Annotated in this window: 23 protein-coding genes and 1 riboswitch; of the genes, 8 read left to right on the top strand and 15 right to left on the bottom strand. The window is 67.8% G+C overall.

All coding sequences use genetic code 11. The features are described from left to right. Positions 1 to 39: 39 nt before the first annotated feature. Both NV382_RS11585 and NV382_RS11580 read left to right on the top strand, forming a co-directional pair. A complete protein-coding gene (locus NV382_RS11585; RefSeq protein WP_260596905.1) occupies positions 40 to 1,515 on the top strand; it encodes a serine hydrolase domain-containing protein in 1,476 nt (491 codons plus the stop codon). 31 nt (positions 1,516 to 1,546) lie between these two features. Next, positions 1,547 to 3,475, top strand: coding sequence for a CocE/NonD family hydrolase (locus NV382_RS11580; protein ID WP_260596904.1), 1,929 nt, complete (start codon positions 1,547 to 1,549; stop codon positions 3,473 to 3,475). A 91-nt stretch (positions 3,476 to 3,566) separates the two neighbouring features. On the opposite strand, the gene NV382_RS11575 is transcribed toward NV382_RS11580, so the two are convergent. Next, positions 3,567 to 4,787, bottom strand: a complete 1,221-nt coding sequence (locus tag NV382_RS11575; RefSeq protein WP_260596903.1) for an FAD-dependent oxidoreductase — start codon at positions 4,785 to 4,787, stop codon at positions 3,567 to 3,569. Positions 4,788 to 5,014: 227 nt separating this feature from the next. Between NV382_RS11575 and NV382_RS11570 the strand changes: the two genes are divergently transcribed. Continuing rightward, positions 5,015 to 8,146, top strand: a complete 3,132-nt coding sequence (locus NV382_RS11570; protein ID WP_260596902.1) for a TRCF domain-containing protein — start codon at positions 5,015 to 5,017, stop codon at positions 8,144 to 8,146. Positions 8,147 to 8,267: 121 nt separating this feature from the next. Here the strand turns inward: NV382_RS11570 and NV382_RS11565 are convergent, their stop codons facing one another. Continuing rightward, positions 8,268 to 9,383 carry a hemerythrin domain-containing protein gene (locus tag NV382_RS11565; RefSeq protein ID WP_260596901.1) on the bottom strand — a complete coding sequence of 372 codons (1,116 nt, stop codon included), beginning with the start codon at positions 9,381 to 9,383 and terminating at the stop codon, positions 8,268 to 8,270. Between NV382_RS11565 and NV382_RS11560 the strand changes: the two genes are divergently transcribed. Both NV382_RS11560 and NV382_RS11555 read left to right on the top strand, forming a co-directional pair. Continuing rightward, on the top strand, positions 9,382 to 9,519 hold the full coding sequence (locus NV382_RS11560) for a hypothetical protein (protein WP_260596900.1): 138 nt from the start codon (positions 9,382 to 9,384) through the stop codon (positions 9,517 to 9,519). The two genes, NV382_RS11565 and NV382_RS11560, sit on opposite strands and share 2 nt — an antisense overlap. A gap of 57 nt (positions 9,520 to 9,576) precedes the next feature. Then, positions 9,577 to 10,608, top strand: a complete 1,032-nt coding sequence (locus tag NV382_RS11555; protein ID WP_260596899.1) for an ATP-dependent DNA ligase — start codon at positions 9,577 to 9,579, stop codon at positions 10,606 to 10,608. Positions 10,609 to 10,633: 25 nt separating this feature from the next. Here the strand turns inward: NV382_RS11555 and NV382_RS11550 are convergent, their stop codons facing one another. Further along, positions 10,634 to 10,813 carry a hypothetical protein gene (locus NV382_RS11550; RefSeq protein ID WP_260596898.1) on the bottom strand — a complete coding sequence of 60 codons (180 nt, stop codon included), beginning with the start codon at positions 10,811 to 10,813 and terminating at the stop codon, positions 10,634 to 10,636. A 251-nt stretch (positions 10,814 to 11,064) separates the two neighbouring features. Beyond that, positions 11,065 to 11,712, bottom strand: a complete 648-nt coding sequence (locus NV382_RS11545) for a DsbA family oxidoreductase (RefSeq protein ID WP_260596897.1) — start codon at positions 11,710 to 11,712, stop codon at positions 11,065 to 11,067. A 147-nt stretch (positions 11,713 to 11,859) separates the two neighbouring features. On the opposite strand from NV382_RS11545, the gene NV382_RS11540 reads away from it, so the two are divergent. Next, positions 11,860 to 12,285: an organic hydroperoxide resistance protein gene (locus tag NV382_RS11540; protein WP_260596896.1), complete on the top strand. Its 426-nt coding sequence runs from the start codon at positions 11,860 to 11,862 to the stop codon at positions 12,283 to 12,285. Between the two features lie 17 nt (positions 12,286 to 12,302). After that, positions 12,303 to 12,767 (top strand): MarR family winged helix-turn-helix transcriptional regulator, encoded by a 465-nt coding sequence (locus NV382_RS11535; RefSeq protein ID WP_260596895.1) that lies wholly within the window; start codon positions 12,303 to 12,305, stop codon positions 12,765 to 12,767. Between the two features lie 4 nt (positions 12,768 to 12,771). On the opposite strand, the gene NV382_RS11530 is transcribed toward NV382_RS11535, so the two are convergent. The 11 genes from NV382_RS11530 to NV382_RS11480 all read right to left on the bottom strand — a co-directional run bounded on the left by NV382_RS11530 (position 12,772) and on the right by NV382_RS11480 (position 23,864). Then, complete coding sequence (locus NV382_RS11530; protein WP_260596894.1) at positions 12,772 to 13,359, bottom strand: histidine phosphatase family protein; 588 nt, start codon at positions 13,357 to 13,359, stop codon at positions 12,772 to 12,774. Next, a complete protein-coding gene (locus NV382_RS11525; protein ID WP_260596893.1) occupies positions 13,356 to 14,132 on the bottom strand; it encodes an adenosylcobinamide-GDP ribazoletransferase in 777 nt (258 codons plus the stop codon). Before NV382_RS11525 ends, NV382_RS11530 begins: the two co-directional genes overlap by 4 nt. After that, positions 14,132 to 15,151 carry a nicotinate-nucleotide--dimethylbenzimidazole phosphoribosyltransferase gene (gene cobT / locus NV382_RS11520; protein ID WP_260596892.1) on the bottom strand — a complete coding sequence of 340 codons (1,020 nt, stop codon included), beginning with the start codon at positions 15,149 to 15,151 and terminating at the stop codon, positions 14,132 to 14,134. Before cobT ends, NV382_RS11525 begins: the two co-directional genes overlap by 1 nt. Further along, complete coding sequence (locus tag NV382_RS11515) at positions 15,148 to 16,608, bottom strand: cobyric acid synthase (RefSeq protein ID WP_260596891.1); 1,461 nt, start codon at positions 16,606 to 16,608, stop codon at positions 15,148 to 15,150. The genes cobT and NV382_RS11515 overlap by 4 nt, the downstream gene beginning before the upstream one ends. Then, entirely contained in the window at positions 16,596 to 17,507 is a 912-nt protein-coding gene (gene cbiB, locus NV382_RS11510) for an adenosylcobinamide-phosphate synthase CbiB (protein WP_260596890.1), read from the bottom strand. Before cbiB ends, NV382_RS11515 begins: the two co-directional genes overlap by 13 nt. Further along, the gene (locus NV382_RS11505) at positions 17,504 to 18,274 is read right to left on the bottom strand and encodes an ABC transporter ATP-binding protein (RefSeq protein ID WP_260596889.1); all 771 of its coding nucleotides are present in this window, start codon (positions 18,272 to 18,274) and stop codon (positions 17,504 to 17,506) included. Before NV382_RS11505 ends, cbiB begins: the two co-directional genes overlap by 4 nt. Continuing rightward, positions 18,271 to 19,233 (bottom strand): FecCD family ABC transporter permease, encoded by a 963-nt coding sequence (locus tag NV382_RS11500; RefSeq protein WP_260596888.1) that lies wholly within the window; start codon positions 19,231 to 19,233, stop codon positions 18,271 to 18,273. The genes NV382_RS11505 and NV382_RS11500 overlap by 4 nt, the downstream gene beginning before the upstream one ends. After that, positions 19,230 to 20,084: an ABC transporter substrate-binding protein gene (locus NV382_RS11495; RefSeq protein ID WP_260596887.1), complete on the bottom strand. Its 855-nt coding sequence runs from the start codon at positions 20,082 to 20,084 to the stop codon at positions 19,230 to 19,232. Before NV382_RS11495 ends, NV382_RS11500 begins: the two co-directional genes overlap by 4 nt. Before the next feature lie 89 nt (positions 20,085 to 20,173). Beyond that, positions 20,174 to 20,812 (bottom strand): cob(I)yrinic acid a,c-diamide adenosyltransferase, encoded by a 639-nt coding sequence (gene cobO / locus NV382_RS11490; protein WP_260596886.1) that lies wholly within the window; start codon positions 20,810 to 20,812, stop codon positions 20,174 to 20,176. After that, positions 20,809 to 21,945, bottom strand: a complete 1,137-nt coding sequence (locus NV382_RS11485) for an aminotransferase class I/II-fold pyridoxal phosphate-dependent enzyme (protein WP_260596885.1) — start codon at positions 21,943 to 21,945, stop codon at positions 20,809 to 20,811. Before NV382_RS11485 ends, cobO begins: the two co-directional genes overlap by 4 nt. After that, positions 21,945 to 23,864, bottom strand: a complete 1,920-nt coding sequence (locus NV382_RS11480) for a TonB-dependent receptor plug domain-containing protein (RefSeq protein WP_260596884.1) — start codon at positions 23,862 to 23,864, stop codon at positions 21,945 to 21,947. The genes NV382_RS11485 and NV382_RS11480 overlap by 1 nt, the downstream gene beginning before the upstream one ends. 133 nt (positions 23,865 to 23,997) lie before the next feature. After that, positions 23,998 to 24,199, bottom strand: a riboswitch (cobalamin riboswitch). 34 nt (positions 24,200 to 24,233) lie between these two features. On the opposite strand from NV382_RS11480, the gene cobU reads away from it, so the two are divergent. After that, entirely contained in the window at positions 24,234 to 24,749 is a 516-nt protein-coding gene (gene cobU / locus NV382_RS11475; protein WP_418066686.1) for a bifunctional adenosylcobinamide kinase/adenosylcobinamide-phosphate guanylyltransferase, read from the top strand. Positions 24,750 to 24,789 lie beyond the last annotated feature (40 nt).

The following is a 24,789-nucleotide window of genomic DNA, read 5'->3' as shown; positions in this document are numbered from 1 at the left end:
CGCGGGTTCCTGTCCCACCCTTCGGAAAGCCGCTCGTTTATGGTGAAAACGCGTTTGTTACTGACCACTGCCGTTGGCTTGCTCGCGACCGCCGCGCCGGCGCCCGCCAAGCGGCCTCCGGTCGCCGCGCCGACGTACCAGGTCCCGGCCGAGCGGATCGACGGACTGGCGGATTTCGTCGACGGCGTCATGGCGCAGCAGATCGCCACGCGCGAGGTGGCCGGTGCGGTGGTGACAATCGTGTATCGCGGCCGCGTGCTGTTCACGCGCGGCTATGGCATGGCGGACGTCGACAAAGGCGTGCCGGTGGATGCCGCCCGCACGCTGTTCCGGCCCGGCTCGGTCTCCAAGATGTTCACCTGGACCGCACTGTTGCAGCAGGTCGAGCAGGGACGCGTCATCCTGGATGCCGACGTTAACACGTACCTCGACTATCGCATCCCGGAATATAAGGGGCAGCCGATCCGCGTGCGCGATCTGCTCTCGCATACGCCGGGCATGAGCGACCGTTCGGACATCGTCGCCGCCTCGCCCGACAAGCTCGTTTATTATGCCGCATGGTTGAAGACGCATATGCCGCAGCTCCTCTGGGCGCCGGGCACCGAGGTCGCCTATTCGAATTACGGTGCAGCGCTCGCCGGCTACATCGTCGAACGCGTATCGGGCGAGCAATACCCCGATTATGTCGAGCGCCATATTTTCAAGCCGCTGGGGATGACCTCGACGACGTTCCGGGAACCGTTGCCGCCTGCGCTCGCACCGCGCATGGCGACGGGCTACCGGTACGAGGACGGCAGGCTGATCGCGCAGCCGTTCGAGCTGTTCAGCCTCATCATGCCCGCCGGATCGGCAACGTCGAGCGCGGTCGACATGAACCGATTCATGCTGGCGATGCTCGGCGGCGGGAGGCTGGACGGCGCACGCATCCTGAAGCCTGAATCGGTGCGGCTGCTGATGCGCGATTCCGTCGCCAACACACCGGGCTTTCCCGGCATGGCGCACGGCTTCTTCGTCGTTCGCGCCGCGGGACCACGGCTGGTCGGTCATGGCGGCAACACCGACGACTTCCATTCCAATATGATCCTGGCGCCCGAGGCCGGGCTTGGCTTCTTCGTCTCGGAAACCGGGGGCGAGGGGAGTTACGGCGGCCGCACGGAGCTCACCGAAGCGCTGATCGGGCGGCTCTTCCCGCAAGCGCCGGCTGTACGCGTGGCAGCGCCGGCGGGCGAACGGCTTCCCCTGGGCGCCTACCGTTCCAATCGGCGCGACTATTCCGAGCCGGTCGACCCCAAGGAAGACCTGAAGATCGCCAGTGCCGACGGTGGCGGGATCACGGTCGCCAGCGAAAGTCGGACATCGTATTGGCAGCGTATCGGGCCGATGCTGTTCGAGCAGGTTACCGGTACGCGCGCGGGCGGCCCCTATGAACGGCTGCGTTTCTATCAGCGCGGCCGCGAATGGTGCCTCGGCTTCACGTCGCAGCCGCACGTCGTCTACCGCCTCGTCAAATCCTGACCTGACGTCGAAGATCATCCGGGGACATCGCATGCGCCAGAAAGTGAACACCGGGATGGTCGGCTTCTTCATGGCCCGGGTTCTGGCATGCGCCGCCCCTGCGCTCGTCGCCACGAGCAGTCTAGCGCCGGCAGCCCAAGTCGCCGCTACCGCGCCGGACCTCACCGATCAGGTCCAGCCCGGCGCGACCATTGGCAATTATGTTGGTGACGATGTCATGATCCCGATGCGCGACGGGACACGGCTTCATGCCCAGGTCTGGCGCCCCAGGGACGCGACCGGTCCGCTGCCGATTCTGATGAGCCGGTCGCCATACGGCTACACGCTCGACGCGGTCACCAACCTGTTCACCAAATCGTACAAGGAACTGGCGGCAGACCGCTACATCTTCGTGCTGGAGGACATACGGGGGCGTCTTGGATCGGGTGGCAGCTTCGTCAATCTGCGGTCGCGCAAAGCCGGCAAAAACGGCGTGGACGAGTCCACTGACACGTACGACTCGATCGACTGGCTGGTGAAGAACCTGCCGGCGAACAACGGCAAGACCGGGGTCATCGGCGTATCCTATGGCGGCTGGACCGCGACAATGGCGACGATCGATCCGCATCCGGCACTCAAGGCCGTGTCTTCCCAGGCATCGCCCAACGACATGTTCATCGGTGACGATTTTCTACACAACGGCGCCTTCCGCCTCGATTATGCCTGGAGCTGGGTGACGTTGCTGGAGACGGACGGCCGCACCATGAAGCCGTTCGACTTTGGCGGCGAGAGCGACGCCTATGCCTGGTATCTGAAGCAGCATGATCTGGCGTCGCTCGATCGGCAGCATCTAGGCGTCGATATGCCGAGCTGGCAGAATTTCGTGAAGCACCCGACGTATGACGGCTATTGGCGCGCCCAGCGGGCGACGAACAACATGCCAGCGAAGGTTGCAATTCCCAATCTGATCGTCGCCGGCTGGTACGACCAGGAGGACTTTTACGGCCCGCTCTCTATCTACCAGGAGCAGGAAAAGGGCGACACGAACAACCTGAACTATCTGGTGGTGGGCCCGTGGAATCACGGCGGCTGGCGCGGTCCGGGTGCCGCTTACGGGCCATACGACATGCAGGGCGCAACCGGTGACTGGTATCGCCAGAAGGTGGAACTGCCCTGGTTTCGCTACTGGCTGAAGGACCAGGGCACGCTGCACCAGCCCGAAGCCTTGATCTTCCAGACCGGCAGCAATCGCTGGCAGCGCCTCGACAATTGGCCGCTCAAGCGCGGTACGGTGACGCGCAACCTGTACCTGCACGAAAACGGCAAGCTGTCGTTCCAGGCGCCGCAACCGGGCGAGGCGCCGCGCGACAGCTTCGTCTCCGATCCCGCCGATCCAGTGCCCTATCGCAACCGCGCCGCCGGGCCGATCAAGCCGTTCATCGCCGAGGGCTCCAGCTGGGCGACCTGGCTCGCCGACGACCAAGCGCCTTTCGCGCGGCGCAAGGACGTACTGTTCTGGCAGACCGATCCTTTGACCGAAGATGTGAGTATTTCAGGCAATATCGCCGCCAAGCTGTTCGCCAGCACGACCGGGTCGGACGCCGATTGGGTGGTGAAGCTGATCGACATCTACCCCAACGACGACAGCGTCTCGTCGGAGTTGCGCGGTCGACAGAGAATGATCGCCAACGATGTGTTCCGCGGCCGTTTCCGCAGCGGTTTCGGCAAGCCGCAAGCGATCACGCCAAACGCGGTGTTGGACTATGCGATTCCGTTGCACTCCGCATCGCACGTCTTCCAAAAGGGCCACCGCATCGGCGTGCAGATCCAAAGCAGCTGGTTTCCGCTGATCAACCGGAACCCACAGACGTTCGTCGATAATATTCTAAAGGCAAAACCTTCGGAGTTTCAGCGACAGACCCATTCCATTTATCATAGCCGCAAGCAGCCGTCGGCGATCATGGTCTCGTTCGCCCAATAACAGCGAATTATGTCGCCGAGCGGCCGACGACTGGCGTCGCGGGCAAGTACCCCGAACGGGCCAAGCGCCGCGCCGGTCTATCCCGACGCTGCTACTCCAGCCCAAGCGGGCGCAACGGATTGCCGACCAGCCCGGCGACCAGCGCGGCCTGGATACGTGTCGCCGGCCAGATCGTCGACAGCGGCCCCACCAGCCAGTCGCGCAGCAACGGCAGGACGTAACTGTCCGACTGATAGACCGGCGTGAACATGTCGGTGAGTGCCTGATAGAGCAGGACATGGCGGCGGCGGAGTTTGCTCGCCAAAGCGAGTCCGTGTCCGACACTCGCGCCGCGGCGGAGCCCGAGCATGAGCGCATAGGCATCGAGCAGCGCCATGTTGGCACCCTGGCCGAGCTGCGGGCTCGCCGAATGCCAGGCGTCGCCGATATGGATCAGCGCCTGTTCCACCGGTCGACGCACCGTGCGGTGCGCGTAGCTGGCGAAGGTCAGTTGATCGGGATGCGTGATCTGTTCGAGCAGCGCCTGCGTGGCTGGCCATAAGGAGCCGACATCTGCCTTCCACGCGCCGAGCCCGGCCGCACGCCAAGCGGCGACGCGGTCGGCCCGGATCGACCAGAAGAGCGCCGCTTGGCCGCGTGCGGCACCGGGCGGCATGCCGATCGGCAGTACGCCGGCCATGACGCTGGCGGCGCGATAGCGTTGCTCCAGCGCATGGGGATCGAAGCCTGCGCCTGTGGGCCAGTCGAGGCTTGCCCAAAGCGCACCATAGGCCAGCGTCCGCCCCGTCGGTGCGGCAAGCGGCGTGCGCGTGCCGAGCGCATCGACGATCAGGTCGAAGCGTGCCGTGTTGCCGGCGTCGGCAAAGACCAGCGCGCGCCCGCCGGTCACTTCCTTGGTGTCGACGATCGTGCGGCCTGTTTCGATCGGGATGCCGTTGCGCATCGCGGCATCGTGGAGCGCGTCGAACAAGCTGGCGCGGTGGATGCCGATGCCGAAGCAGGGGCGGCTGAGCGCGGTATAGCGCACGTCGAGTACCGTACGACGGCTGTTGGCGGCCTGGCCGAACAGTCGGTCGACGCGCGATCCGCGCGCGACGATGGTGTCCGCCAATCCCAGCTTGCCCAGCACGGCGAGGCCGGTCGGCTGGATCATCAACCCGGAGCCGAGGGCGCGTGGACGATCGAAGCGTTCGAACATCGTCACGCGGTGGCCGTCGCGGTGCAGCAGCAGGGCAGCGGCGAGCCCCGCCGGTCCGCAGCCGGCAATGGCGATATCGAGCGGCCTCGATCGTTCCGGGTTGGCAAGCACCATTGAAACCGCCCCTTAGTGGAAGAGCGCGCATGCCGCCACAAGCCGGCCCCCATTATTCGCCGGCTCGCCACACTGCTCGGGCGGAACCGTCGCGCTATCAAGAAGGTTAGGACCGACTACCTTTCGCATCTTTTCGTTCCCGAAAGCCGCATCATGACATTCAGCTTCGGCGCCGATCGTGCGCCGGCCGACGCTTCCTGCCTGCCGATCGTCCTAGGCACCCGGTCTTGACCAACATCGCCCGCATCGCGACGCGGATTGCCGAGACGCTGGAGACGCACGATGTCGTCTTCGTGGCGGATGACGATCAGCAGGCGGACGCGATCGCGGCTGCGGCCTGCGCCATCCTGCCGCACGGCGACGTCATCTTCCTGCCGTCGAGCGATGCGTTGCCCGGCGACGTCGCGCCGGCATCGCCGGCCAATATCGGGCACCGGGTGGCGGCGCTCCATCGGCTGCGCGAATTGCAGGCCGTATCGGATCGGCCGCGCTTCGCCTGCGTGATGAGCGGCGAGGCATCGGCGCGGGGCTATCCCGCGCCGGCCGCGTTCGATGATGCGCCGCCGACGCTGCGTGTCGGTGATGCGATCGACAGCGCCACGATCGAGCAGACGTTGATCGAGATCGGCTATTTCACCGACGACCGGGTCGACGAGCCCGGCGAAGTCGCGGTGCGTGGCGAGGTGATCGACATCTTTCCGGTCGATGCCGATCTGCCGGTACGCATCGACCTGGCCGATGGCCGGATCGCGGCGATCCGCTGCTACGACCCGGTCACGCAACGATCGCTGGAGCCGCGCGATTCTTTGGGCATCGGGCGCGCGGCCGAGCCTGCCGCGTCGCCCTCGGTGCCGATCCTGGCGCACATAACGCCCGGCGTGATCGCCTTCAGCGCCAAGGCGTTGCAGCGCCGCCAGCGGTTCATCGAGCTGGCGGATAGTGCCGCCGGCAAGGGCAAGGCGGATGCCGCCAAGCCCAAGGACTGGGCCGCGGCGCTGAAGAAGTGGGAAGAGCGCGACTTCAGCGGCGGGATCGAACCGGCGCCACGCTTCGCCGAGACGCGATCGCCACTGGCCGCTCTCGCCAAATTCGCCACGCCGCTGCTGGCCGAGGGAAAATCGCTGGTTTTGGCCGGCGGCACGCGTGACCTGCGCTTCCTGCGCGGCAAGGTCGCCAAACGGTTGAAGCGCGAGATCGCCGAGATCGACAGCTGGACGGCGGCAGGCACGCTCGAGCCGGGCCAGGTCGCGACGCTGACGATGCCGGTGTCGTCGGGTTTCGTCACCGAGCGACATGTCCTGATCGCCGCCGGCGACCTGCTGGGCAGTCGCGCGGTGATCGATGACGGGCATGCGGCAAGCACGGTCGAGCCGTTCTCCGGTGCTGGCGGCGACATCCAGGTCGGCGACGTCGTCGTGCACGAGGATCACGGTGTTGCCGTGGTCGGCGGGCTGGAAGACATGCCGGTGATGGACGCCGGCGCGGAGCCGGGCGAGGCGATCGTGCTGACCTTCGCGGGCGAAGGCCGACGCCTGGTGCCGACGACGGGTGCCGATCGCATCTGGCGCTACGGCGCGGACGGCGATGCGGTGGCGCTAGACAAGCTGGATGGATCGTCCTGGGCCAAACGGCGCGGCGAGATCGACATTGCGATCGTCGAAAGCGCGCGGGGCCTTGCTGCTTTGTCGGATGCGCGGGCCAAGCTGGAGGCGCCGGCGATGGTGCCGGACGCTGCCGCTTACGAGCGCTTCTCGGCCGGCTTCGCCTTTACCGAAACGGCGGATCAGGCGCGCGCGATCAATGCCGTGCGCGACGATCTGGCGGCCGGGCGGCCGATGGACCGGCTGGTGATCGGCGATGTCGGTTACGGCAAGACCGAGATCGCCATGCGCGCAGCCGCCCTGGCCGCGCTCGCTGGGTACCAGGTGGCGATCGCGGCCCCGACGACGGTGCTGGTCCGCCAGCATCTGCAGGCGTTCCAGCGCCGCTTCGCCGCCGCCGGACTGACCGTGGCGGGCCTGTCGCGGCTATCGACCGCGGCCGAGCGCAAGGCGACCAAGGCCGGCCTTGCCGACGGATCGATCGCGATCGTCGTCGGCACGGGCGCGGTGATGGGCAAGGATGTCCGTTATGCCAAGCTCGGCCTGGTCGTGATCGACGAGGAGCAGCGCTTCGGCGCGGCGGACAAGGCGCGCCTGCGCGGCTCGGGCGATGTCCACTTGCTGACGCTCAGCGCCACGCCGATCCCGCGCACGTTACAGATGGCGCTGGTCGGGCTGCAGCAAATCTCGATCCTGGCAACGCCGCCCGCGCGGCGCCAGCCGATCCGCACCAGCATCGATACGCTGGACGACGTGCGGTTGCGCACCGCCTTGATGCGCGAGAAGGGGCGCGGCGGGCAGAGCTTCGTGGTCGTGCCGCGCATCTCCGACATGGCGACGTTTGGCGCGCGGCTGCGGCGGATAGTACCCGATGTCACGGTGGTCGAGGCGCATGGCAAGATGGCCGCGGCGGATATCGATGCGGCGATGGTCGGCTTTGCCGATGGCGACGGCGACGTGTTGCTTGCAACCAACATCATCGAGGCCGGGCTCGACGTGCCGCGCGCCAACACGATGGTGATCTGGCGCGCCGACCGCTTCGGGCTGGCGCAATTGCATCAGCTGCGTGGGCGTGTCGGCCGCGGCAATCGGCGCGGGCAGGTGATGCTGCTGACCGATGCCGAAGACGGTATCGGCGAGCGGACGCTGAAGCGGTTGCGCACCCTGGCAGCGTTCGATCGGCTGGGCGCTGGGTTCGACATCAGCGCGCAGGATCTCGACATGCGCGGCGGCGGCGACCTGCTGGGCGAGACGCAGGCCGGGCACATGAAGCTGATCGGCGTCGATCTGTACCAGGAATTGCTGGAGATGGCGCTGCGCCAGATCCGCGGCGAGGATGTCGATCGCTGGACGCCGGAATTGAACCTGGGATCGGCGGGGCGACTGCCGGAAAGCTGGATTCCCGAACCCGATTTGCGGCTGTCGCTCTACGTGCGGCTGGCCCGCGCGCGCGACAGCGCCGCGTTGGACGGACTGGAAGAGGAAATGGTCGATCGCTTCGGGCCGCTGCCGCCTGCCGCCGAGCGACTGGTCGCCGCGCTCAGGATCGGCATGCTGGCGCGGACGACCGGCATCGCCCGGATCGACGCGGGACCATCTGCGATCGCGCTCACCCCGCGCCGCGGCTGCGATGCGGCGTTTGCCGAGGCAGGGCTGATCGAGAAAAACGGGCGCTGGCTGCTGGCCGAGGAAACCTCCGAGGATGATCGGGCGGAGCGTGTCCAGGCATTGCTCGAGGATCTAGCGGGCGTTGGTTAACTCGACCCTCGATCAACGTCACCCCGGGTAAAGTCCGGGGTGACGGATCGGTTCGCGTCGATGCCGATGGTCTCACTGGCGCCGCCGGCCGACGCAATAGGGCGCCGGCCGGACGAGTCATTCAGGCGAGCTTGAAGCCTTCCTTGTTGGCCATTGCGGTGACCCTGGCATTGTCGGCATCACTCAGTGCCGCATGCAGCGGCGGGAAGATCGCCTCTTCCTCTTCGCGGATATGCTCCTCGATCTCCGCGCGGAAGGTGGCGACTTTCTCCAGGAAAGCGGGCGAGGCATTGTCCATCTGTTCGAGGTCGTAGAGGTTCTGCTTCACATAGCCGTGGTCGTGGTTCAGCTTGTCGGCATCGGCGGTATCGCCCCACGCCCGCAGCGCCGGGTACAGCACGTTCTCCTCGGTGAAGGCGTGCTTGCCGAGCGCGTGCTTCAACTGCGTCAGCAACACGCTGCGCTGCGTGGTGTTCTCGTCGCCAGTCGCCTGCAGCTTGTCGAACAAAGCGAGCGCCATGCGATGCTCGAGCTTCACCGCGTCGAACCAGTCGCCGGCCAAAGCACTCGGCGCCTGCACCGCCGCCTTGCGCCCGAGATTCAGCACCAGCCCGGTGACCAGCCCTGCCGCCGCCGCACCCACGAACGATGCGGTTCGGCCCGATCCGGCCTTCTTGACACTGCTGACCGTGTTGCGCGTGCTCTTGCGCACTGCCGCCGGCGTCTTGGCCACCGTCGTGCCGACCTTGGCCGATCCGTCCTTGACCGCCTTGGTTGCGGCCTTGGCGCGGCGAGTAACCGGCGCGACGATCTCGGCAACCGGCTCGACGACGGCCTCGCTCACCGTGTCGGCGACCGCAGCAAGCGACAGCGCGTCCGCCACACGTGCGGCAGCGGCGCGTTTCGGCGCTGCCGCGGCCTTGGCGCGGCGCGGCTTGGCTGATGTGTCGCTCGACGCCGCCGCTGTGCGCGCCGTGCGGCGCGGCTTGGGCGCGGTGTCGCTCGATGCTGCTGCCGGGGTGCGTGTCGCCCGGCGCGGCTTAGCCGGTGCACTGCCCTTCTGCTCGGCCGCGGCGGCATCAAGCTTGCCACGGTCGTTGCCGATCCGGTCGATCAGCGCCTGTGCCTCGTCGCGGCTGATGTCGTGCTTGCGGGCGAAATACTCGACTTCATACGGCTCGTCGCCCGCCACCTGCGTGCGATCGTTGCCACCGCGTTTGCTCTTGTCGTCAGCCATGTCGTATCTCCCTGTTTCGGGCACAAAGCGCGAGGCGGGTGGCAAGTTCCGCGCCTTGCCGATCGATGGCTGCCGGGGAACGGCTCGCGCGACACTGCGTTGGCGCATCTTCACCGATCATAAGGATCATCCGTGACCATCCCTGCGCGCGCCCGATGAGCCTTCGGCCCTCAGCGCCGGAACGGAGACCGCGGTGAGCGATCCGCTGACCCAGGCGGTCGCGCCGATGGAGGCCAAGCTGGTCTCGGCCCTGCCCGACGGTGCGGAGTGGCAGTTCGAACCCAAATGGGACGGGTTCCGCGCGATCGCGGTGCGGGACGGGGACCGCGTGGCGATCTGGTCCAAGTCGGGCAAGCCGCTCGATCGCTATTTCCCAGAACTGGTTGTACTGCTTCTCGCCTGCGAGACGCAGCGCTTCGTGGTCGATGGCGAGATCGTCGTGCCGCTGGCCGATCACCTCTCGTTCGGCGCGCTACAGGCGCGGCTGCATCCCGCCGCAACCCGGATCGCCAAGCTATCTGGTGAGACGCCGGCACAGATGATCCTGTTCGACCTGCTGTCGCTGGAGGATCGTTCGTACGAGATGGAGCCGCTCGTGGCGCGACGCGAGGTGCTGGAGCGATTCCACGCCGCAAACGGCAGCGCGCAACTGTTGCTGTCACCGTGCAGTCGCGACAAGGCGGTGGCAGAGCAATGGGTGTCGCGGGCCGGCGGCGCGCTCGACGGCGTGATCGCCAAACGGCTCGACCAACCCTATCGGCGCGGCGAACGGGCCATGGCCAAGCTCAAGCAACTGCGCACGGCGGACTGCGTCGTCGGTGGCTATCGTACCACGGCGGACGGCACCGGCATCGCCTCGCTGCTGCTCGGCCTGTTTGGGGCGGGCGGCGCCCTGGATCATGTCGGCTTCACCTCCGGGATCAGCGCGGCCGAGCGCCCTATGCTGCTGGAGCGCCTGTCGGCTTACGCAGGCGGCACGGGCTTTACCGGACGGGCGCCGGGTGGCCCGAGCCGCTGGGCGACCGAGCGCTCGGCGGAGTGGACGCCGCTTCGCCCGGAATGCGTGGTGGAAGTGGTCTATGATCAGGTGACCGACGGCCGCTTTCGACACGGCACGCGGCTGCTCCGCTGGCGCCCGGACAAGGCGCCCGAGCAGTGCACCCAGGAGCAGCTCGTGCGCGAGATCAGCCCGGTGGAGCTGGAGGCGCTGATCCGACGGCGCTGACGCGCGGAGCGCAGTGGCTTGCAGCTCAGGGCTTGGTGGCTTTGGGCTTGGTCGGCTTGGGATCTTCGGTGAAGCGCTTGATCTTGACCGGCAGGTCCTTGCCCTTGGTGCGGCGTGACGGGATCTGCACCGGGTTCTTCTTCTTCCACGCCGCCCAGGTCATCGGGCCGTCGGGTGTTTCGATGATCTGATCGTCGATCGACATGGCTTCTTCCCGTTGCTCCGGTGGCATCAACGTATCATGCGCGCAGGCGTTGCTTCTCCGGGGACGCGCGATCTAGACAAACCGTCACCCCGGACTTGTTCCGGGGTCCACCAAGCGGCTTTCGGTAAGGATAGTGCCTTGAACGCAGAGCGTGCGGCGCGGTGGACCCCGGAACCAGTCCGGGGTGACGCTTGTGTGGCGACCGAGCCTCACTGTGGCGAATGTCGATCCCTACCCGAAACCACCGCCAATCACGCCGCAGCAGCAATCTCGCGCAATGCTCGTTCGATCGCCTCGGGCGGCTGTCCGCCCGAGATCAGATAGCGATCGTTGATGACCACTGCCGGCACCGCGCTGATGCCGCGCGACTGCCACAGCTGCTCGGCGCCGCGGACTTCCTGCGCGTATAGATCGCTGGCCAGGATGTCGGCGGCACGCGCAGGATCCAGCCCGGCGCGCCCCGCCACGGCGACCAGCACCGCATGATCGGACGGGTCCTGCTGAGCCGTGAAATACGCGTCGAACAAGGCGTGCTTCAATGCCGCCTGTCGGCCCTCGATCTGCGCCCAGTGCAGCAGGCGGTGGGCGTCGAACGTGTTGTAGATGCGACTCGTGTCGCTCATCTCCATCGCGAAGCCGAGTTCCGCTGCACGATCGCGGATCATCGTGCGGTTGGCGGCGGACTGTTCTGGCGTGGAGCCATATTTCTCGGCGATATGCTCGCCGATATTCTGCCCGTCCTTGCCCATTTGCGGGTTCAGCTCGAACGGCTGGAACGTGATGTTGGCGGTGACCAGATCGCCGGTGCGGGCCAGCGCTTCCTCCAGCCCGTGCAGCCCGATGATACACCACGGGCAGGAGACGTCGGAGACGAAATCGATCTTGAGCGGCTTGGACATGCGGCACCATTGCGGGTCTGAGGAGCGATATTGCGGATATGGGAGCTTGGATCGATCAATGCACGGGAGGAACAAGTTGCGCACAATTATATTGTGCACAATGAATATCCTTGTTCAGCCCACCACGCCTTTCCCCCGGAGAAGATCATGAGCACGCTCTACAGCACCAAGGTTACCGCCGTCGGCGGCCGCAGCGGCACCATCCGCAGCGAGGACGGGCTGCTCGATCTGCAGCTCGCACTGCCGACCGCGCTTGGCGGCAAGGGCGGGGCGACCAACCCCGAGCAATTGTTCGCCGCCGGTTATGCCGCCTGCTTCGAAAATGCCGTGATCCACGTCACGCGCGGCAAGGCGGAGAAGGTGAAGGACGACGACATCGTCGTGGTGGCGGAGGTCGGCATGTCGCCCAACGGCCAGGGTGGCTTTGCGCTGTCGGTGGCGCTCGACGTGACGATCACCGGGCTCGACCAGGTCACCGCCGAGGCGATCGTCGCGGCGGCGCACGAAGTCTGCCCATATTCGAACGCGGTGAAGGGCAATATCGACGTGGTGATCACGGTCACTGCGGATTGACCGGGCAGGGGGCGGCAATGGCGGAAGAAGCGGATCATCTGCGGCTCGATCGGCAATTGTGCTTCCCGCTCTATGCCGCCTCCAATCTGTTCGGCCGGCTCTATCGCCCGATGCTGGCCCGGCTCGGACTCACCTATCCGCAATATCTGGTGATGCTGGTGTTGTGGGAGCAGGCGCCGCAAAGCGTCGGTGCGCTGGGCAGTCGGCTGCACCTGGATAGCGGGACGCTGACGCCGCTGCTCAAGCGGCTGGAAACGGCCGGGCTGGTCACGCGCCGGCGAGACGCCCGGGACGAGCGCCGTGTCCTGATCGCGCTGACGGAGCAGGGAAGGGCATTGCGCCACAGCGCGCGCGACGTGCCGACGACGCTCGCCAGCGGCCTGGCGCTGCCGCCCGACGACCTCGCCGATCTACGGGCCACGGTGCAGCATCTGGTTGCCGTGCTGGCGACCGCCGACCGCGCTGCGCCACCCGATGGCTAGAGTATCATGATCTCGGCTTATTCCCCCTTCGTTGGTGTAGAGCGTGATCCGAAACCTCGACTATCTCGCCGGGCTGGGGCACGAAGTCGATCATGCTCTCGAGCGGCTGCCCGGCCCACCAGCTACGCAGTGCCGCGATCGGGCCGCCATGCGTGATCACCATGACCAGTCCGGCAGAGGGCACCGCATCCCAGGCCGCTTGCGCTCGCGTCATCAACTCCAGCCCCGTCTCCCCACCACCGGGGCGGAAGCCCGTCGGGTCGGTGACGATGCGGTCCATCAGGTCGCCAGTTTCACGCCAGATCGCGTCCCAGCGCCGCCCTTCCCACGTGCCGAAATCGCGCTCCAGCCAGCGAGCGTCCGCGTGGAGGGCGCAGGCCGTGCGGCGTACGATCAGTTCGGCAAGGCGGTGTGTGCGCCGTGCACCCGAATGCACCACGATCGCGGGCTGCCTTGCGGCCAATCCATCCGCCAGCCGATGCGCGGCGGCGGCGCCTTCCCGGCTCCAGCCCATGTCGGACCGGCCGTAGCAGCGGCCAGCCCAGGCCCTTGCCACCGGCGGGTGACGCACGAGCAGGATTGTCGCGCTCACGCCGCCACTGCGGCCAGCAATACGACCAACTGCCCGATATAGGCCGCAAAGCCGAGGCAATCGCCGGTGCTGCCGCCGATCCGCGCGCGCAGGAAGCGCGCCAGCCACCATAACAGCACCATGCCCGTCGCCATGCTCGTCGCAAGCGACCAGGGGCTGAGCAATGCGAGCGGCAGCACGCCGGGTATGGTCAGCAACGCCGCGCCGGCCGCGCGGCGCCACCGCATACGGCCGCCAATCCGGGCGGCGATGCCCGTGCCGGTTACCGGCGGCGGCAGGATCGCCGCAAGCAGCACCGCCCATAGCCGCCCAGCCGTCGCGGCGCCGATGATCGCCGCCACGGCCAAATCGGCTGGCAGCATGACGATGGCGGCAAGGCGCAGGCCCACCGCCAGGCCGAGCCCCAGCGCGCCATAGCTGCCGATCCGGCTGTCGCGTATGATGCGCAGCGCTTCCTCGCCGCGTGCCGTGCCACCAAAGGCATCGCAGAAATCGGCCACCGCATCCTCGTGGAACGCACCGGTCAGCACGGCCTCGATCGCAAGCGCCAACAGCGCGGCAATCACCGGCGGCCAGACGAGTCCGGCCGCCACGTACACGCCCGCGGTGAACGCGCCGATCAGCGATCCGACCGCGGGCAGCCAGGCCATCGCGCGCGTAAACCCGTCGCTCGCCTGCGTCGGCGTCAGCCGGGCGAGGACCGGGACGGGCAGGCGCGTCAGGAATTGGACCGCGAGCAATGGCGGCGCCCACGAGGGTGCGCGGTCCCCCATCAGTCGGCCCGCGACGCACCGATCGAGTCGAGCCGCGCGACATCGCCGAGCAAGGCCGCCGCGGCGTCGAGCAGCGGCAGCGCGACCAGCGCGCCGCTTCCCTCGCCCAGCCGCATGCCCCAATCGAGCAATGGTTCGAGCCCGAGATCGGCCAGCGCCGCGGCATGGCCCGGCTCGGCCGAGCGGTGGCCGGCGATCATCGCGGCGACCGTACCGGGCGCGAGCCGTTCGGCGATCAGCGCGGCGGCGGTGGCGACATAGCCGTCGAGCAGCAAGGTCGCACCGCGCGCCGCGCCTTGTGCGAAGAAGCCGGCCATGGCGGCGATTTCGTAACCGCACACCGCGGCGATTGCCCCGGTCATGTCCTCGGCCGCCAGCGACCTGGCGCGCGCGACGGCGGTGGTGACGACCCGCGTCTTGAGCGCCACGACATCGTCATCCGCCCCCGCGCCGCGCCCCACCGCTGCCGCCGGGTCCAGGCCGGTCAGCAACGCCGTCAGGCAGGCGGCGGGCGTGGTGTTGCCGATGCCCATTTCGCCTGCGATCAGCAGCGCCGCGCCGGCATTGACCGCGCGATCGGCCTCCGCCGCACCGATCTGCCACGCCGCGTCGACCTGCGCGCCGGTCATAGCCGCGCCACGCGCCAGGCTCTCCGTGCCATCGGCAATCCGCGCGTCGCGAAAGAACGCCGGTGCGTCACTCATCCGCGGCCCGGCCAAGCCGACATCGACCAGCCTGAGCGGGCAATCGTTCGCCCCCGCCAGCGCGTTGCTCGTCGCGCGCTCGGCCAGGATCGTGTCGACCATCATCCCCGTCACTGCCGAGGGCCAGGCCGAGACGCCATCGGCGACGCAGCCATGGTCGCCGGCGAACAACACGATCTGCCGTGGCCTGGTCCGCGTATCGAGCCGCCTTTGCGTCAGTGCCAGCCGCACCGCGATCTCCTCCAGCCGCCCGAGGCTGCGGCGCGGCTTGGCCAGCGCGTCAAGATGCGCCCAGACGACGTCCTGGTCGATCATGCTTTTTCTCCGGCAATGGCAATGATGGCATCGATATCGAGCACCTGTTCGAGTGTCGCGGCGATCGACTCGAGCGCGGCATCGACCTCCTCCCGCCGGTCGAGCCCGTCGGACGCTGCGCCCAGCGTCGCGATCAACGCCGCACGCGCCTCGGCCCGGTCGAACAGCCCGTGCACATAGCAGCCGGCGATCTGCCCGTCGCGCGCGCGCGCGCCATCGGTGCTGCCATCGGCAAAGCGCAACATTGGCGGCGTGTCCGGATCGATCGTCGTCACCCCGGCATGGATTTCGTACCCGCCGAACCGCGCGCCGTTGCCGACGATCTGCCCCTCCACGGGCCGCGTCGTCTTGTCGGCGGCAATCTGGGTATCGATCGGCAGTAATCCGAGCCCCGCGATCGACCCCGCCGCGCCTTCGATGCCGGCAGGATCTGCAATGGTCCGCCCGAGCATCTGATACCCGCCGCAAATGCCCAGCACCCGCCCACCGCGGCGTACGTGCGCGGCGAGATCCTCATCCCAACCCTGCGCGCGCAGGAAGGCGAGATCGGCGATCGTCGCCTTGGTACCCGGCAGCACGATCAGCGCCGCGTCGCCGGGCAGCGGCTGGCCCGGTGGGATCATCCTCAGCCGCACGCCGGGTTCGTGCGCCAGCGCATCGAAGTCGTCGAAATTGGCGATCCGGCTGAGCATCGGCACCGCGATCACCGGCCCGGCGCCGCCATCGGCGTCACGCCCCAGCGCCACCGCATCCTCCGCCGGCAATCGTGCGGCATCCGCCAGCCACGGCACCACGCCGATGCTGCGCCAGCCGGTGCGCTCGGCGATCGCCAGCAGTCCGTCATCGAACAGTGCCGGATCGCCGCGGAACTTATTGACGATGAAGCCGCGGATCATCGCCGCGTCGGCCGGGTCGATCACTGCCTGCGTGCCCACCAAGGATGCGATCACCCCGCCGCGATCGATATCGCCGACGAGGATCACCAGCACATCCGCCGCGCGCGCAAACCCCATATTGGCGATGTCGCTGCGGCGCAGGTTGATCTCGGCCGGCGATCCCGCGCCTTCGACGACGACGATACCCGCCTCGGCCGACAGTCGCCGATACGCCTCCAGCACCTCACCCAGCAGATCGGGCTTGCGCCGCCAGTAATCCCCCGCCGCCATCGTGCCGCGCGCCCGCCCGCCGACCACGAGCTGCGCGGTGCGGTCGCTTTGCGGCTTGAGCAGCACCGGGTTCATGTCGACATGCGGCGCCACGCGGCAGGCGATCGCCTGCAAGGCCTGTGCGCGCCCGATCTCGCCGCCTTCGGCGGTGACGGCGGCATTGTTCGACATGTTCTGCGGCTTGAACGGGCGGACGGTCAGCCCGCGATTGGCCAGCACGCGGCACAGGCCGGCGACCAGCACCGATTTGCCGACGTCCGACCCGGTCCCCTGCAGCATCACAGCAGCCATGCGAGCATCCCCACCAGCGCCCACAAGAGCAGGCAAGCCACGCGATAAACGCCGAGCGCGCGAGCGAGATCGGTCGCATCCGGCGCCGCGCCGCGGCCGAGCACGGCGCGGTACGCCGGTTCGCCGTCATACCGCACCACGCCGCCCAGCTGCCGACCCAGCGCCCCCGCCATCGCCGCTTCCGGCCAGCCGCCATTGGGCGAGGCATGACCCGGTGCATCGCGCACCATCGTCCGCCACCCGCCGCGCCCGGCGAGACAGATCAGCGCGCCGGACAATCGCGCCGGCAGCCAGTTGACCGCGTCGTCGGCGCGCGCCGCCGCCCAGCCGAAATACCGCAGCCGCTCCGTGCGGTGGCCGATCATCGAATCCGCCGTGTTGATCGCCTTGGCCGCAAACAATCCGGGCAGTCCGGCAAGCAGGAACCAGAATGCCGGCGCGACCACGCCGTCGCAGAAACTCTCCGCCAGGCTCTCGATCGCCCCCGTCGCCACACCTGCCTCGTCGAGAATGTCCGTGTCGCGCCCGACGATCATCCCGACCGCCGCTCGCGCCGCCGGCAGATCGCCCGCCGCCAGCGGACGCAGCACGGCCACAACATGATCGTACAGGCTGCGTTGCGCGAGCCCGGTGGTGCCGATCGCGATGACCGCCAGTAAGCCCCAGCGCTCGCCCGCCACCCGATCGATCGCCGCGCCGATCATCACCGATAGCGCCACCAGCAAGAGCAGCAACGCCACGCCCGCCAGTCGCTGCTGCCCGGCGCTGCCGCGGTTCCAGCGCCGCTCCGCCGCGTCGATCAGTGCCCCCGCCGCCATCACCGGATGCCACCAGCGCCGCGGATAGCCGAACGCCGCCTCCACGATCAGCATCGGCAGCAGCACGGCGGCATGGGTCATTGCCCGATCGGCAGGATGAAGCGGTGCCCGGCCGGCGTCAGCCCGATCTCGACCTCGACGCCGTAAGCCTGCGCGATCGACGGCGCGGTCAGCACGTCCGCCGCCGGCCCCGCCGAGACGACGCGGCCGCCCTTCAGCAATACCGCATCGTCGGCAACGCGCGAGGCGAGATGCAGATCGTGCAATACCAGGATCACGCCGCTGCCCTGCGCCGCCACGTCGCGCAGCCGCGCCAGGACGTCGAGCTGATGCGCGGGATCGAGGCTGGCGAGCGGTTCGTCGGCCAGCAGCCAATCGGGCTCGCCGGCCAGCACGCGCGCCAGCAATGCCCGGCTGCGTTCGCCGCCCGACAGGCGCTCCATGCCGCGCCCGGCCAGCGTGGTCATGTCGGTCGCGGCCAGCGCACGCTCGACCGCCTCGTGATCGGCAGCGGTGCTGCTCCAGCGCCCGCTATGCGGCAGCCGCCCGAGCCCGACCAGGGTCGCGACATCCACGTCCCAATGTACGTCGGCGGCTTGCGGCAGCAGCCCGATCGCGCGCGCCCGCGCGCGCCGGTCGAGCGTCTGCACATCCACGCCGTCCAGCGTCGCCGTCCCGCGATCGGGCACGCGCAATGCGGCAAGACAGGCAAGCAGGCTGCTCTTGCCCGCGCCGTTCGCCCCCAGCAGCGTCGTCACGCGGCCCGGCCGAAAGGCGAAGCTGACATCGTCGAGCACGGCGTTGCCGCCAAGCGTCAGGCCGATGCGATCGGCGGCGAGCATGCTCATGCCAGCTTCCGCCGCATGCGGATCAGTAGGTAGAGGAAAAACGGCCCGCCGAGCATCGACATGGCGATGCCGAGCCGGAGCTCGCTCACCGTCGGCGCAAGCCGCACCAGGCTGTCGGCCAGCGTCAGCAGCAATGCGCCGCCAAGCGCGGAGGGTAGCAGGATCGCCGAGGGCCGGTTGCCCGCCAGCGGCCGCACCATGTGCGGCACGATCAGCCCCACGAAGCCGATCACCCCGGCGGACGCCACCGACGCGCCGACGGTCAGCGCGACCCCGGCGATCACCGCGAGCTGCAGCCGGCGCGGATCGACGCCCATTGAGCGCGCGGCCTGTTCGCCCAAGGTCAGCGCGTCGAGCGACCGTCCGGTCGTGGCAAGGATCGCGCTCCCCAGCACGATCAGCGGCAGCGCGACCTTCACGTCGTCCCAGCTGCGATCGGTCAGCGCGCCGAGCAGCCAGGTGACGATCTGCGACGAGACGAACGGCGTCGGCGCAAGGCTGATTGCGAGCGAAGTGAGCGAGCCGGCGATGCTGGTCAGGATCATCCCCGCCAGCGTGAACAGGATCAAACTGCCCGAGCGGCCGGCGATCAGTGCGAGCAGCGCCATCGTCCCTGCCGCGCCGGCCAGCGCGAAGGCGGGCAGCAGCCAGATCTGCGCGGCATAGCCGAAATATAGCGCGATCACCGCGCCGAATGCCGCGCCGGCCGACACGCCGAACAGCCCCGGATCGGCCAGCGGGTTGCGCAGATAGCCCTGCATCACCGCGCCGGACAGGCCGAGCGCCGCCCCGACCAGCAGCCCCAGCACGGTGCGCGGCAGCCGCAGCTCGACGATGATGATCGAGCGCGGATCGGCGGCGGTCCATGCATCGAGCGGCACCCACACTTTGCCCGAGGCCACCGACAGGCACGCCGCCACCAGCACAGCCACCAGCAGCCCGGCATTCAACCGCGTCATGAACCGAATCCCCGTCGTACTTGCGTCAATCGCGCCATCGCCGCGATGATCGTCGGCCCGCCGCAATTCATCAGCCGCACCGGATAGGGCGCAAGCGTGATGCGCCGCGCGAGCCGCTCGACCGCGGGATGCGAGGTCAGCCGATCCTCGCCGACCTCCGCCGCGCTGATCGACAGCAACACGCGCGGCGGCTTGGCGATGAGATATTCGAGCGGCAGCACATCCCACTTCTTGAGCCCGTAGACCGCGCTCATGTTGCGGAAACCGGCGCGACGCAGCAGGTCATCGGACAGCGTGCCGGCGCCCGGCACCAGCCCGCCCGATTGCCAGATCAGCGCCGGCAGCGGCGTCGCGGGCGACGGTCGCGCCGCCGCCTCGATCCGCCCCGCCAGTGCGCGACCACGATCGGCATGTCCCGCCAGGGCGGCGATCTCGCGCACCTGCGTGGCGCTTTCCGTGACCGAATCCGGCACCGGATATTGCACCAGCGCGATATGCATGCGCTTCAGCGCGGCGATCGTCGCCGGTTCGACATGCGGGCCGGTGATGACGATATCGGGCCGCAGCGCGACGACTTCCTCGGCCGTGCCGGAGGTCGCGCGAAAGCGTCGCGCCTGCGCCAGCGGAATCGAGGTGCTGCGCGCATCCTGCGAATAATGGCTGATCCCGGCAATCTGCGCAGGGTCGGCGATCTGCATCAGCACCGCATCGACGCATGGGTTGGTCGAGACGATGCGCGGCGACCGGGGCGGGGCGGCGGAGACGAGGAGGGGGATGAGGGCCAGTGCCAGCCCTATCGTCGTCCACGGCCGCCTTACCTTATCGTCATTCCCGCGCAGGCGGGGATCCATAATGTGGGGGGCACATTGCGGGGCCGACATGTCAGCCAGTATGGACTCCCGCCTGCGCGGGAATGACGGGTAAGCACCCGGGGCACGCATCAAAACTCCACGCCCTTCTGCGCCTTGAACCCGGCATGGTATGGATGCTTCACCTCGGTGAAGTCGGTCACCAGATCGGCGATCTCCAGCAGTTCCGGCTTGGCGGTGCGCCCGGTGATGCAGATATGCTTGGTCAGCGGCCGATCCTTCAGGAACGCCACGATCTCGGCGATCGGCAGCGTATCGTCGCGCAGCACGATGTTGAGTTCGTCGAGGATGACGAAATCGATCTCTGGATCGAGGATCATTTCCTTCGATCGCTCCCACGCCGCGCGCGCCGCGGCGATATCCTGCGCGCGGTCCTGCGTGTCCCAGGTGAAGCCCTGGCCCATCACCTCGAACGTGGCGAGATCGGGATAGGCCTCGAAGAAGTTGCGCTCGCCCGTCTCCCACTTGCCCTTCACATATTGCAGGATCGCCACCTTCATGCCCCAGCCGATGCTGCGGATCGCCATGCCGAACGCGGAGGAGGATTTGCCCTTGCCGTTGCCGGTGTGGACGATCAGCAATCCGCGCTCCAGCGTGCGCCGCGCCTGCATCTTGGCGCGCGCCTCGGCCATGCGCTTCATCCGCGCATTGTGGCGCTCATAGTCTTCGCCAGCGTCTTTGGGGCCAACGTGTTTAGGCGTGTCGGTCATCGAACGAACTCCTCGAGGGCAGTGGCAAGCCGGACCAACGCCGCGGCGCCGCGCGGCAGGCCGATGCGCAGCCGATCGGGCTGGTCGGCGAAAGGACGCGTGAGGATAGCATGCCGCGCGAGATGGGTGAAAAGATCCGCCGCACGCTCGTGCGCGACCAGCCGAAACAGCGGCGCGCTGCCGACGATCGGCAGGCCGGCGTCGCTCAGCACCTGATCGAGCAATGCACCCGTCTCGCCGATCCGCGCCTGCTGCGTGCCGCGCCAGGCGGCATCGCGGTACGCGGCCGTGCCGATCGCCACCGCCGCGCTGGATACCGGCCAGTCGCCGAGCATCGCGCGCGTCCGCGCGGCGACCGACTCCCCGGCAATGACGAAGCCGAGGCGTAGGCCGGGCAGGCCGTAGAACTTGCCAAACGACCGCAGCACGATGAGCGTGTCGGACGCATGCGGTGCGACGCCGGGCGCAGGATCGGCATAGGCTTCGTCGACGACCACGGTCATCGTCTCGGCGAGCGCGCGCAGCATCGCCGGATCGCTTGTCCGCCCATCCGGATTGGCCGGGCTGGCGAGCACGAGCACGAGCAGGTCGTAGGCCGCCCCGTCACCCGCGGCGGAGGGCGCGTAAGCTTCTCCCGCATCGTCACCCCGGACTTGTTCCGGGGTCCACTGCCTCGCACGATCAGGTGCCTGCGAGTTTGCGGCACGGTGGACCCCGGACCAAGTCCGGGGTGACGGTGGGTGTGTTGGTAAGTCACCCTCACTCAACAAGGTAATTGAGGAAATGCCAACGGCATCCGGCCACGCCGCGCGATGCCCTGCATAGCCCGGCACGACCACCGCCGGCCGTTCCGCCCCAAGTACCAGCGCCAGCAACCGCAACGCCAGATCGGTGCCCGGTACCGCGACGACTTGCGCCGCATTGACCCCGAACGCCTGCCCGGCCGCACTCTCCAGCGCCGCGATCTCGTCCGGCTCGGGCAGCCGATCCCAACCGAGCGGCAGGACGCCGACCGGCCACGCCCAAGGGGCGATGCCGGTTGACAGGTCTATCCAGTCGCCTTCGCCAAACGCCGCACGCGCGTCGGCCACCCGGCCGCCATGCGTGCAGAATGTGGCGACGGCATTGCGCATCAATAGGTCAGCCGGATGCCACCGAACGCACCGCAGCCCGGCTGGCCGTAATTGTAGATCGTCTGGTACCCCGCATCGAAGACGTTCTCGACGCGGCCATAGATCTCGAAGTGATCGCCGATCGGGAACGCCGCACGCAGGTCGGTCAGCACATAGCCGTCGAGCCGCCGTGCGTTCGAGGCATTGTCGAAACTGTCGCCGACCGCGGTGATCGTCGCACCGGTCTTCAGCCCGAACGCCCACTGGTAATCGGCATTCACCGTCACGCTGTCCCCCGGACGCCGCGCCAGATCGCGCCCGTAATTGGCACTGCCGGTCGAACGGTCGGTGGCATCGAGATAGGTATAGCTCGCACTGACCGTCAGCGCCTCGACCGGCTTCAGCAGCAGCGCGACTTCCAGTCCCTGTGCGCGGGTGCGGGCGATGTTGTCGTACGTGCCGTTCGGGCGATCGACGCAGATGCCGATCGCCGTGGCGCACGATACGAACGTGACCAAGTCGCGTGTGTTGCGGTGGAACCAGGTCGCGCTTGCCTCGATCGCGCCATCCAGAGCCTTCTGCGTTACCCCCGCGTCCCAGCCGTGCGAACGCTCCGGGGTAAGTGCCTTGTTGCCGTATTCGCTCTGCAACTGGTACAGGGTGGGCGCCTTGAAGCCTTCGGAATAGCTCGCCCGGAACTGGGTCGCGCCATCATTGGGCGAATAGACACCGCTGCCCGAAAAGGTCGTCTCGCCGCCGAACACATTGTGGTCGTCATGCCGTACGCCCGCCGTCGCGGTAAGGCCGGCGATCGGCGTCACCGCCAGCTGTCCATACACGCTGAACAACCGCGCACGACCCTTGGTCACCGGGCCGCCATAACTAGAGGTTGAGAAGCGCGAGATTTCGCGTTCAGCCCCGAACGTCGCGAACACCGCATCGCTCAGGTCGACCACGCCCTGATATTCCAGCCGGTCGTTGCGGCCGATGCCGCGGAACGTCTCGGTCGGATCGCCATCGGGATCGGTGTTGCGGCGATCGCTGTCGGTATGCGCGAAACCGATCCGGTTGCGGAACTTGCCGTCGAACAGAGCCGCATTCAGCCCGGCATAGCCGATCCACTGCTCGCTTTCGCCATATTCGCGCGTATCCTGCAACGGAAAGCCCCCGTCGATCTCGGTGCGGCCATTGGTATAGAAGCCGCGCAGATCGATCGAGACGTTCTCGGCCAGCGCGATCCCCAGGCTGCCGTTCGCGCTATAATTGCGGAACCCGTCTTTCTCCTTGCCCCCGGCAAAGGTCGAGATGCCATCGGTGGTGTAATAGCCGCCGCCGACGCTGGCCGAGACCGGCCCGAATTTGCCCGAGACGTTGGCAAAGCCCTGGCCCGTGCCGAACGAACCGCCTTCCGCACGCGCATTGACCGCGAGCTGCTCGGTCGGCTGGCGCGTGATCAGGTTGACCACGCCGCCGATCGCCTGGCTGCCCCACAGCACCGATTGCGCACCGCGCAGCACCTCGATGCGCGCGATGTTGCCGATCAACAGGCTGCCGAAATTGAACCCGCTACCCGGCGACGAGGGATCGTTCAATTTGATGCCGTCGATCAAGGCGACCGTCTGATCGCTCTCCGCGCCGCGAATGTTGACCGAGGTCGACGTCCCCACACCGCCATTGCGCGTCACGGTGACGCCAGGCGTCTGGCGCAGCAGGTCCGAGACGGTCACCGACTGGCGCTCGGTGATGGTCTGCGTGTCGAGCACGGTGACCGCCTGGCCGACGGTGGATGCTGGCCGTGCATCGCGATTGGCGGTGACGATGACGTCGCTGCCGGCATCGGCGGCCTGTGTCAGGCCGCCAGTCGATTGCGCGGTTTGCGCGAATACTGGTGTCGCGGCCGCGATGCACGGCAGCAGGATCAGGGCAGAATATTTGGTCACGTGGTTTCCCCTTGGCAATGAGCGGGGACGCACGTGATGCTTCGCCAAGGAAGACAGCTTCCCATCGCGCACGACCCCAACGACGTCGTCACGCGAGGAAAAACCTCGATCGCCCGGAACACCCCGTCCGCACGAAGGACAACCACGACAGGCAGGTCTCCTGGCTCCCGGTTCATCGCCTTGCCCGGCCTTCCCGGATCCCAAGGATCCAGTGGCACACGAGGAGCAAGGCTCACCGGTCACAGTTGCGGGGACAGCCCCGGATGACGAACAGATGCTCGCTTCCGGGTTCCCTTTTCATTCCATCTCTGGAAACCTGTCGCGCTTGCGCCCCTACGGTCGAGCGGAGAGTAAGGCAAGATGGCATCGATGAAGACGTTGTTCCTGGGTGGCGCCCGATCGGGCAAGAGCCGGCTGGCGCTGGCCACGGCAGAGCGACATGACGGGCCGCTACACTATCTCGCCACCGCCGAGGCATGGGACGACGAGATGACCGATCGTATCGCCCGGCATCGTGCCGAACGCGACGATCGCTGGCGCACGGTGGAATGCCCGCTCGAGCTGCCGGAGGCGATCGGCGCGATCGATGCGGGCGTGATCCTGGTCGATTGCCTGACCTTGTGGTTGTCGAACCTGATGCTCGGCGATCACGCTATCGCCCAGCGCTCGCATGCGCTGTGCGCCGCGATCGACGCAACGCCCCTCCCGCTGATCATCGTCACCAACGAGGTCGGCATGGGCATCGTCCCCGATCACCCGCTCGGCCGCGCCTTCCGCGATGCAGCGGGGCGGCTCAACCAGGACGTGGCGGCGAGGATGGCAGACAGATACTTCGTTGCCGCGGGGCTGGTCCTGCCGCTGCAGGCCTATGTAGCGCAACGGTGATCCGGTTGCCACTTTCTGCCGGGCGTCCGCATCCTCGCCC

This window comes from Sphingomonas endolithica (assembly GCF_025231525.1).
In the GTDB taxonomy this organism is placed as follows: Bacteria; Pseudomonadota; Alphaproteobacteria; order Sphingomonadales; family Sphingomonadaceae; genus Sphingomonas; species Sphingomonas endolithica.
Note: the sequence above shows the minus strand (reverse complement) of the source record. Positions and strands in the feature narration are given on the sequence as shown.

Bases quoted from the DNA above. Each gene is read 5' to 3' on its own strand.
- NV382_RS11585 (WP_260596905.1), top strand. From the start codon at position 40: ATGGTGAAAACGCGTTTGTTACTGACCACTGCCGTTGGCTTGCTCGCG.
- NV382_RS11580 (WP_260596904.1), top strand. From the start codon at position 1,547: ATGCGCCAGAAAGTGAACACCGGGATGGTCGGCTTCTTCATGGCCCGG.
- NV382_RS11575 (WP_260596903.1), bottom strand. From the start codon at position 4,787: ATGGTGCTTGCCAACCCGGAACGATCGAGGCCGCTCGATATCGCCATT.
- NV382_RS11560 (WP_260596900.1), top strand. From the start codon at position 9,382: ATGTCGTATCTCCCTGTTTCGGGCACAAAGCGCGAGGCGGGTGGCAAG.
- NV382_RS11565 (WP_260596901.1), bottom strand. From the start codon at position 9,383: ATGGCTGACGACAAGAGCAAACGCGGTGGCAACGATCGCACGCAGGTG.
- NV382_RS11550 (WP_260596898.1), bottom strand. From the start codon at position 10,813: ATGTCGATCGACGATCAGATCATCGAAACACCCGACGGCCCGATGACC.
- NV382_RS11545 (WP_260596897.1), bottom strand. From the start codon at position 11,712: ATGTCCAAGCCGCTCAAGATCGATTTCGTCTCCGACGTCTCCTGCCCG.
- NV382_RS11540 (WP_260596896.1), top strand. From the start codon at position 11,860: ATGAGCACGCTCTACAGCACCAAGGTTACCGCCGTCGGCGGCCGCAGC.
- NV382_RS11535 (WP_260596895.1), top strand. From the start codon at position 12,303: ATGGCGGAAGAAGCGGATCATCTGCGGCTCGATCGGCAATTGTGCTTC.
- NV382_RS11525 (WP_260596893.1), bottom strand. From the start codon at position 14,132: ATGGGGGACCGCGCACCCTCGTGGGCGCCGCCATTGCTCGCGGTCCAA.
- cobT (WP_260596892.1), bottom strand. From the start codon at position 15,151: ATGATCGACCAGGACGTCGTCTGGGCGCATCTTGACGCGCTGGCCAAG.
- NV382_RS11515 (WP_260596891.1), bottom strand. From the start codon at position 16,608: ATGGCTGCTGTGATGCTGCAGGGGACCGGGTCGGACGTCGGCAAATCG.
- cbiB (WP_260596890.1), bottom strand. From the start codon at position 17,507: ATGACCCATGCCGCCGTGCTGCTGCCGATGCTGATCGTGGAGGCGGCG.
- NV382_RS11505 (WP_260596889.1), bottom strand. From the start codon at position 18,274: ATGAGCATGCTCGCCGCCGATCGCATCGGCCTGACGCTTGGCGGCAAC.
- NV382_RS11500 (WP_260596888.1), bottom strand. From the start codon at position 19,233: ATGACGCGGTTGAATGCCGGGCTGCTGGTGGCTGTGCTGGTGGCGGCG.
- NV382_RS11495 (WP_260596887.1), bottom strand. From the start codon at position 20,084: ATGGATCCCCGCCTGCGCGGGAATGACGATAAGGTAAGGCGGCCGTGG.
- cobO (WP_260596886.1), bottom strand. From the start codon at position 20,812: ATGACCGACACGCCTAAACACGTTGGCCCCAAAGACGCTGGCGAAGAC.
- NV382_RS11485 (WP_260596885.1), bottom strand. From the start codon at position 21,945: ATGCGCAATGCCGTCGCCACATTCTGCACGCATGGCGGCCGGGTGGCC.
- cobU (WP_418066686.1), top strand. From the start codon at position 24,234: ATGAAGACGTTGTTCCTGGGTGGCGCCCGATCGGGCAAGAGCCGGCTG.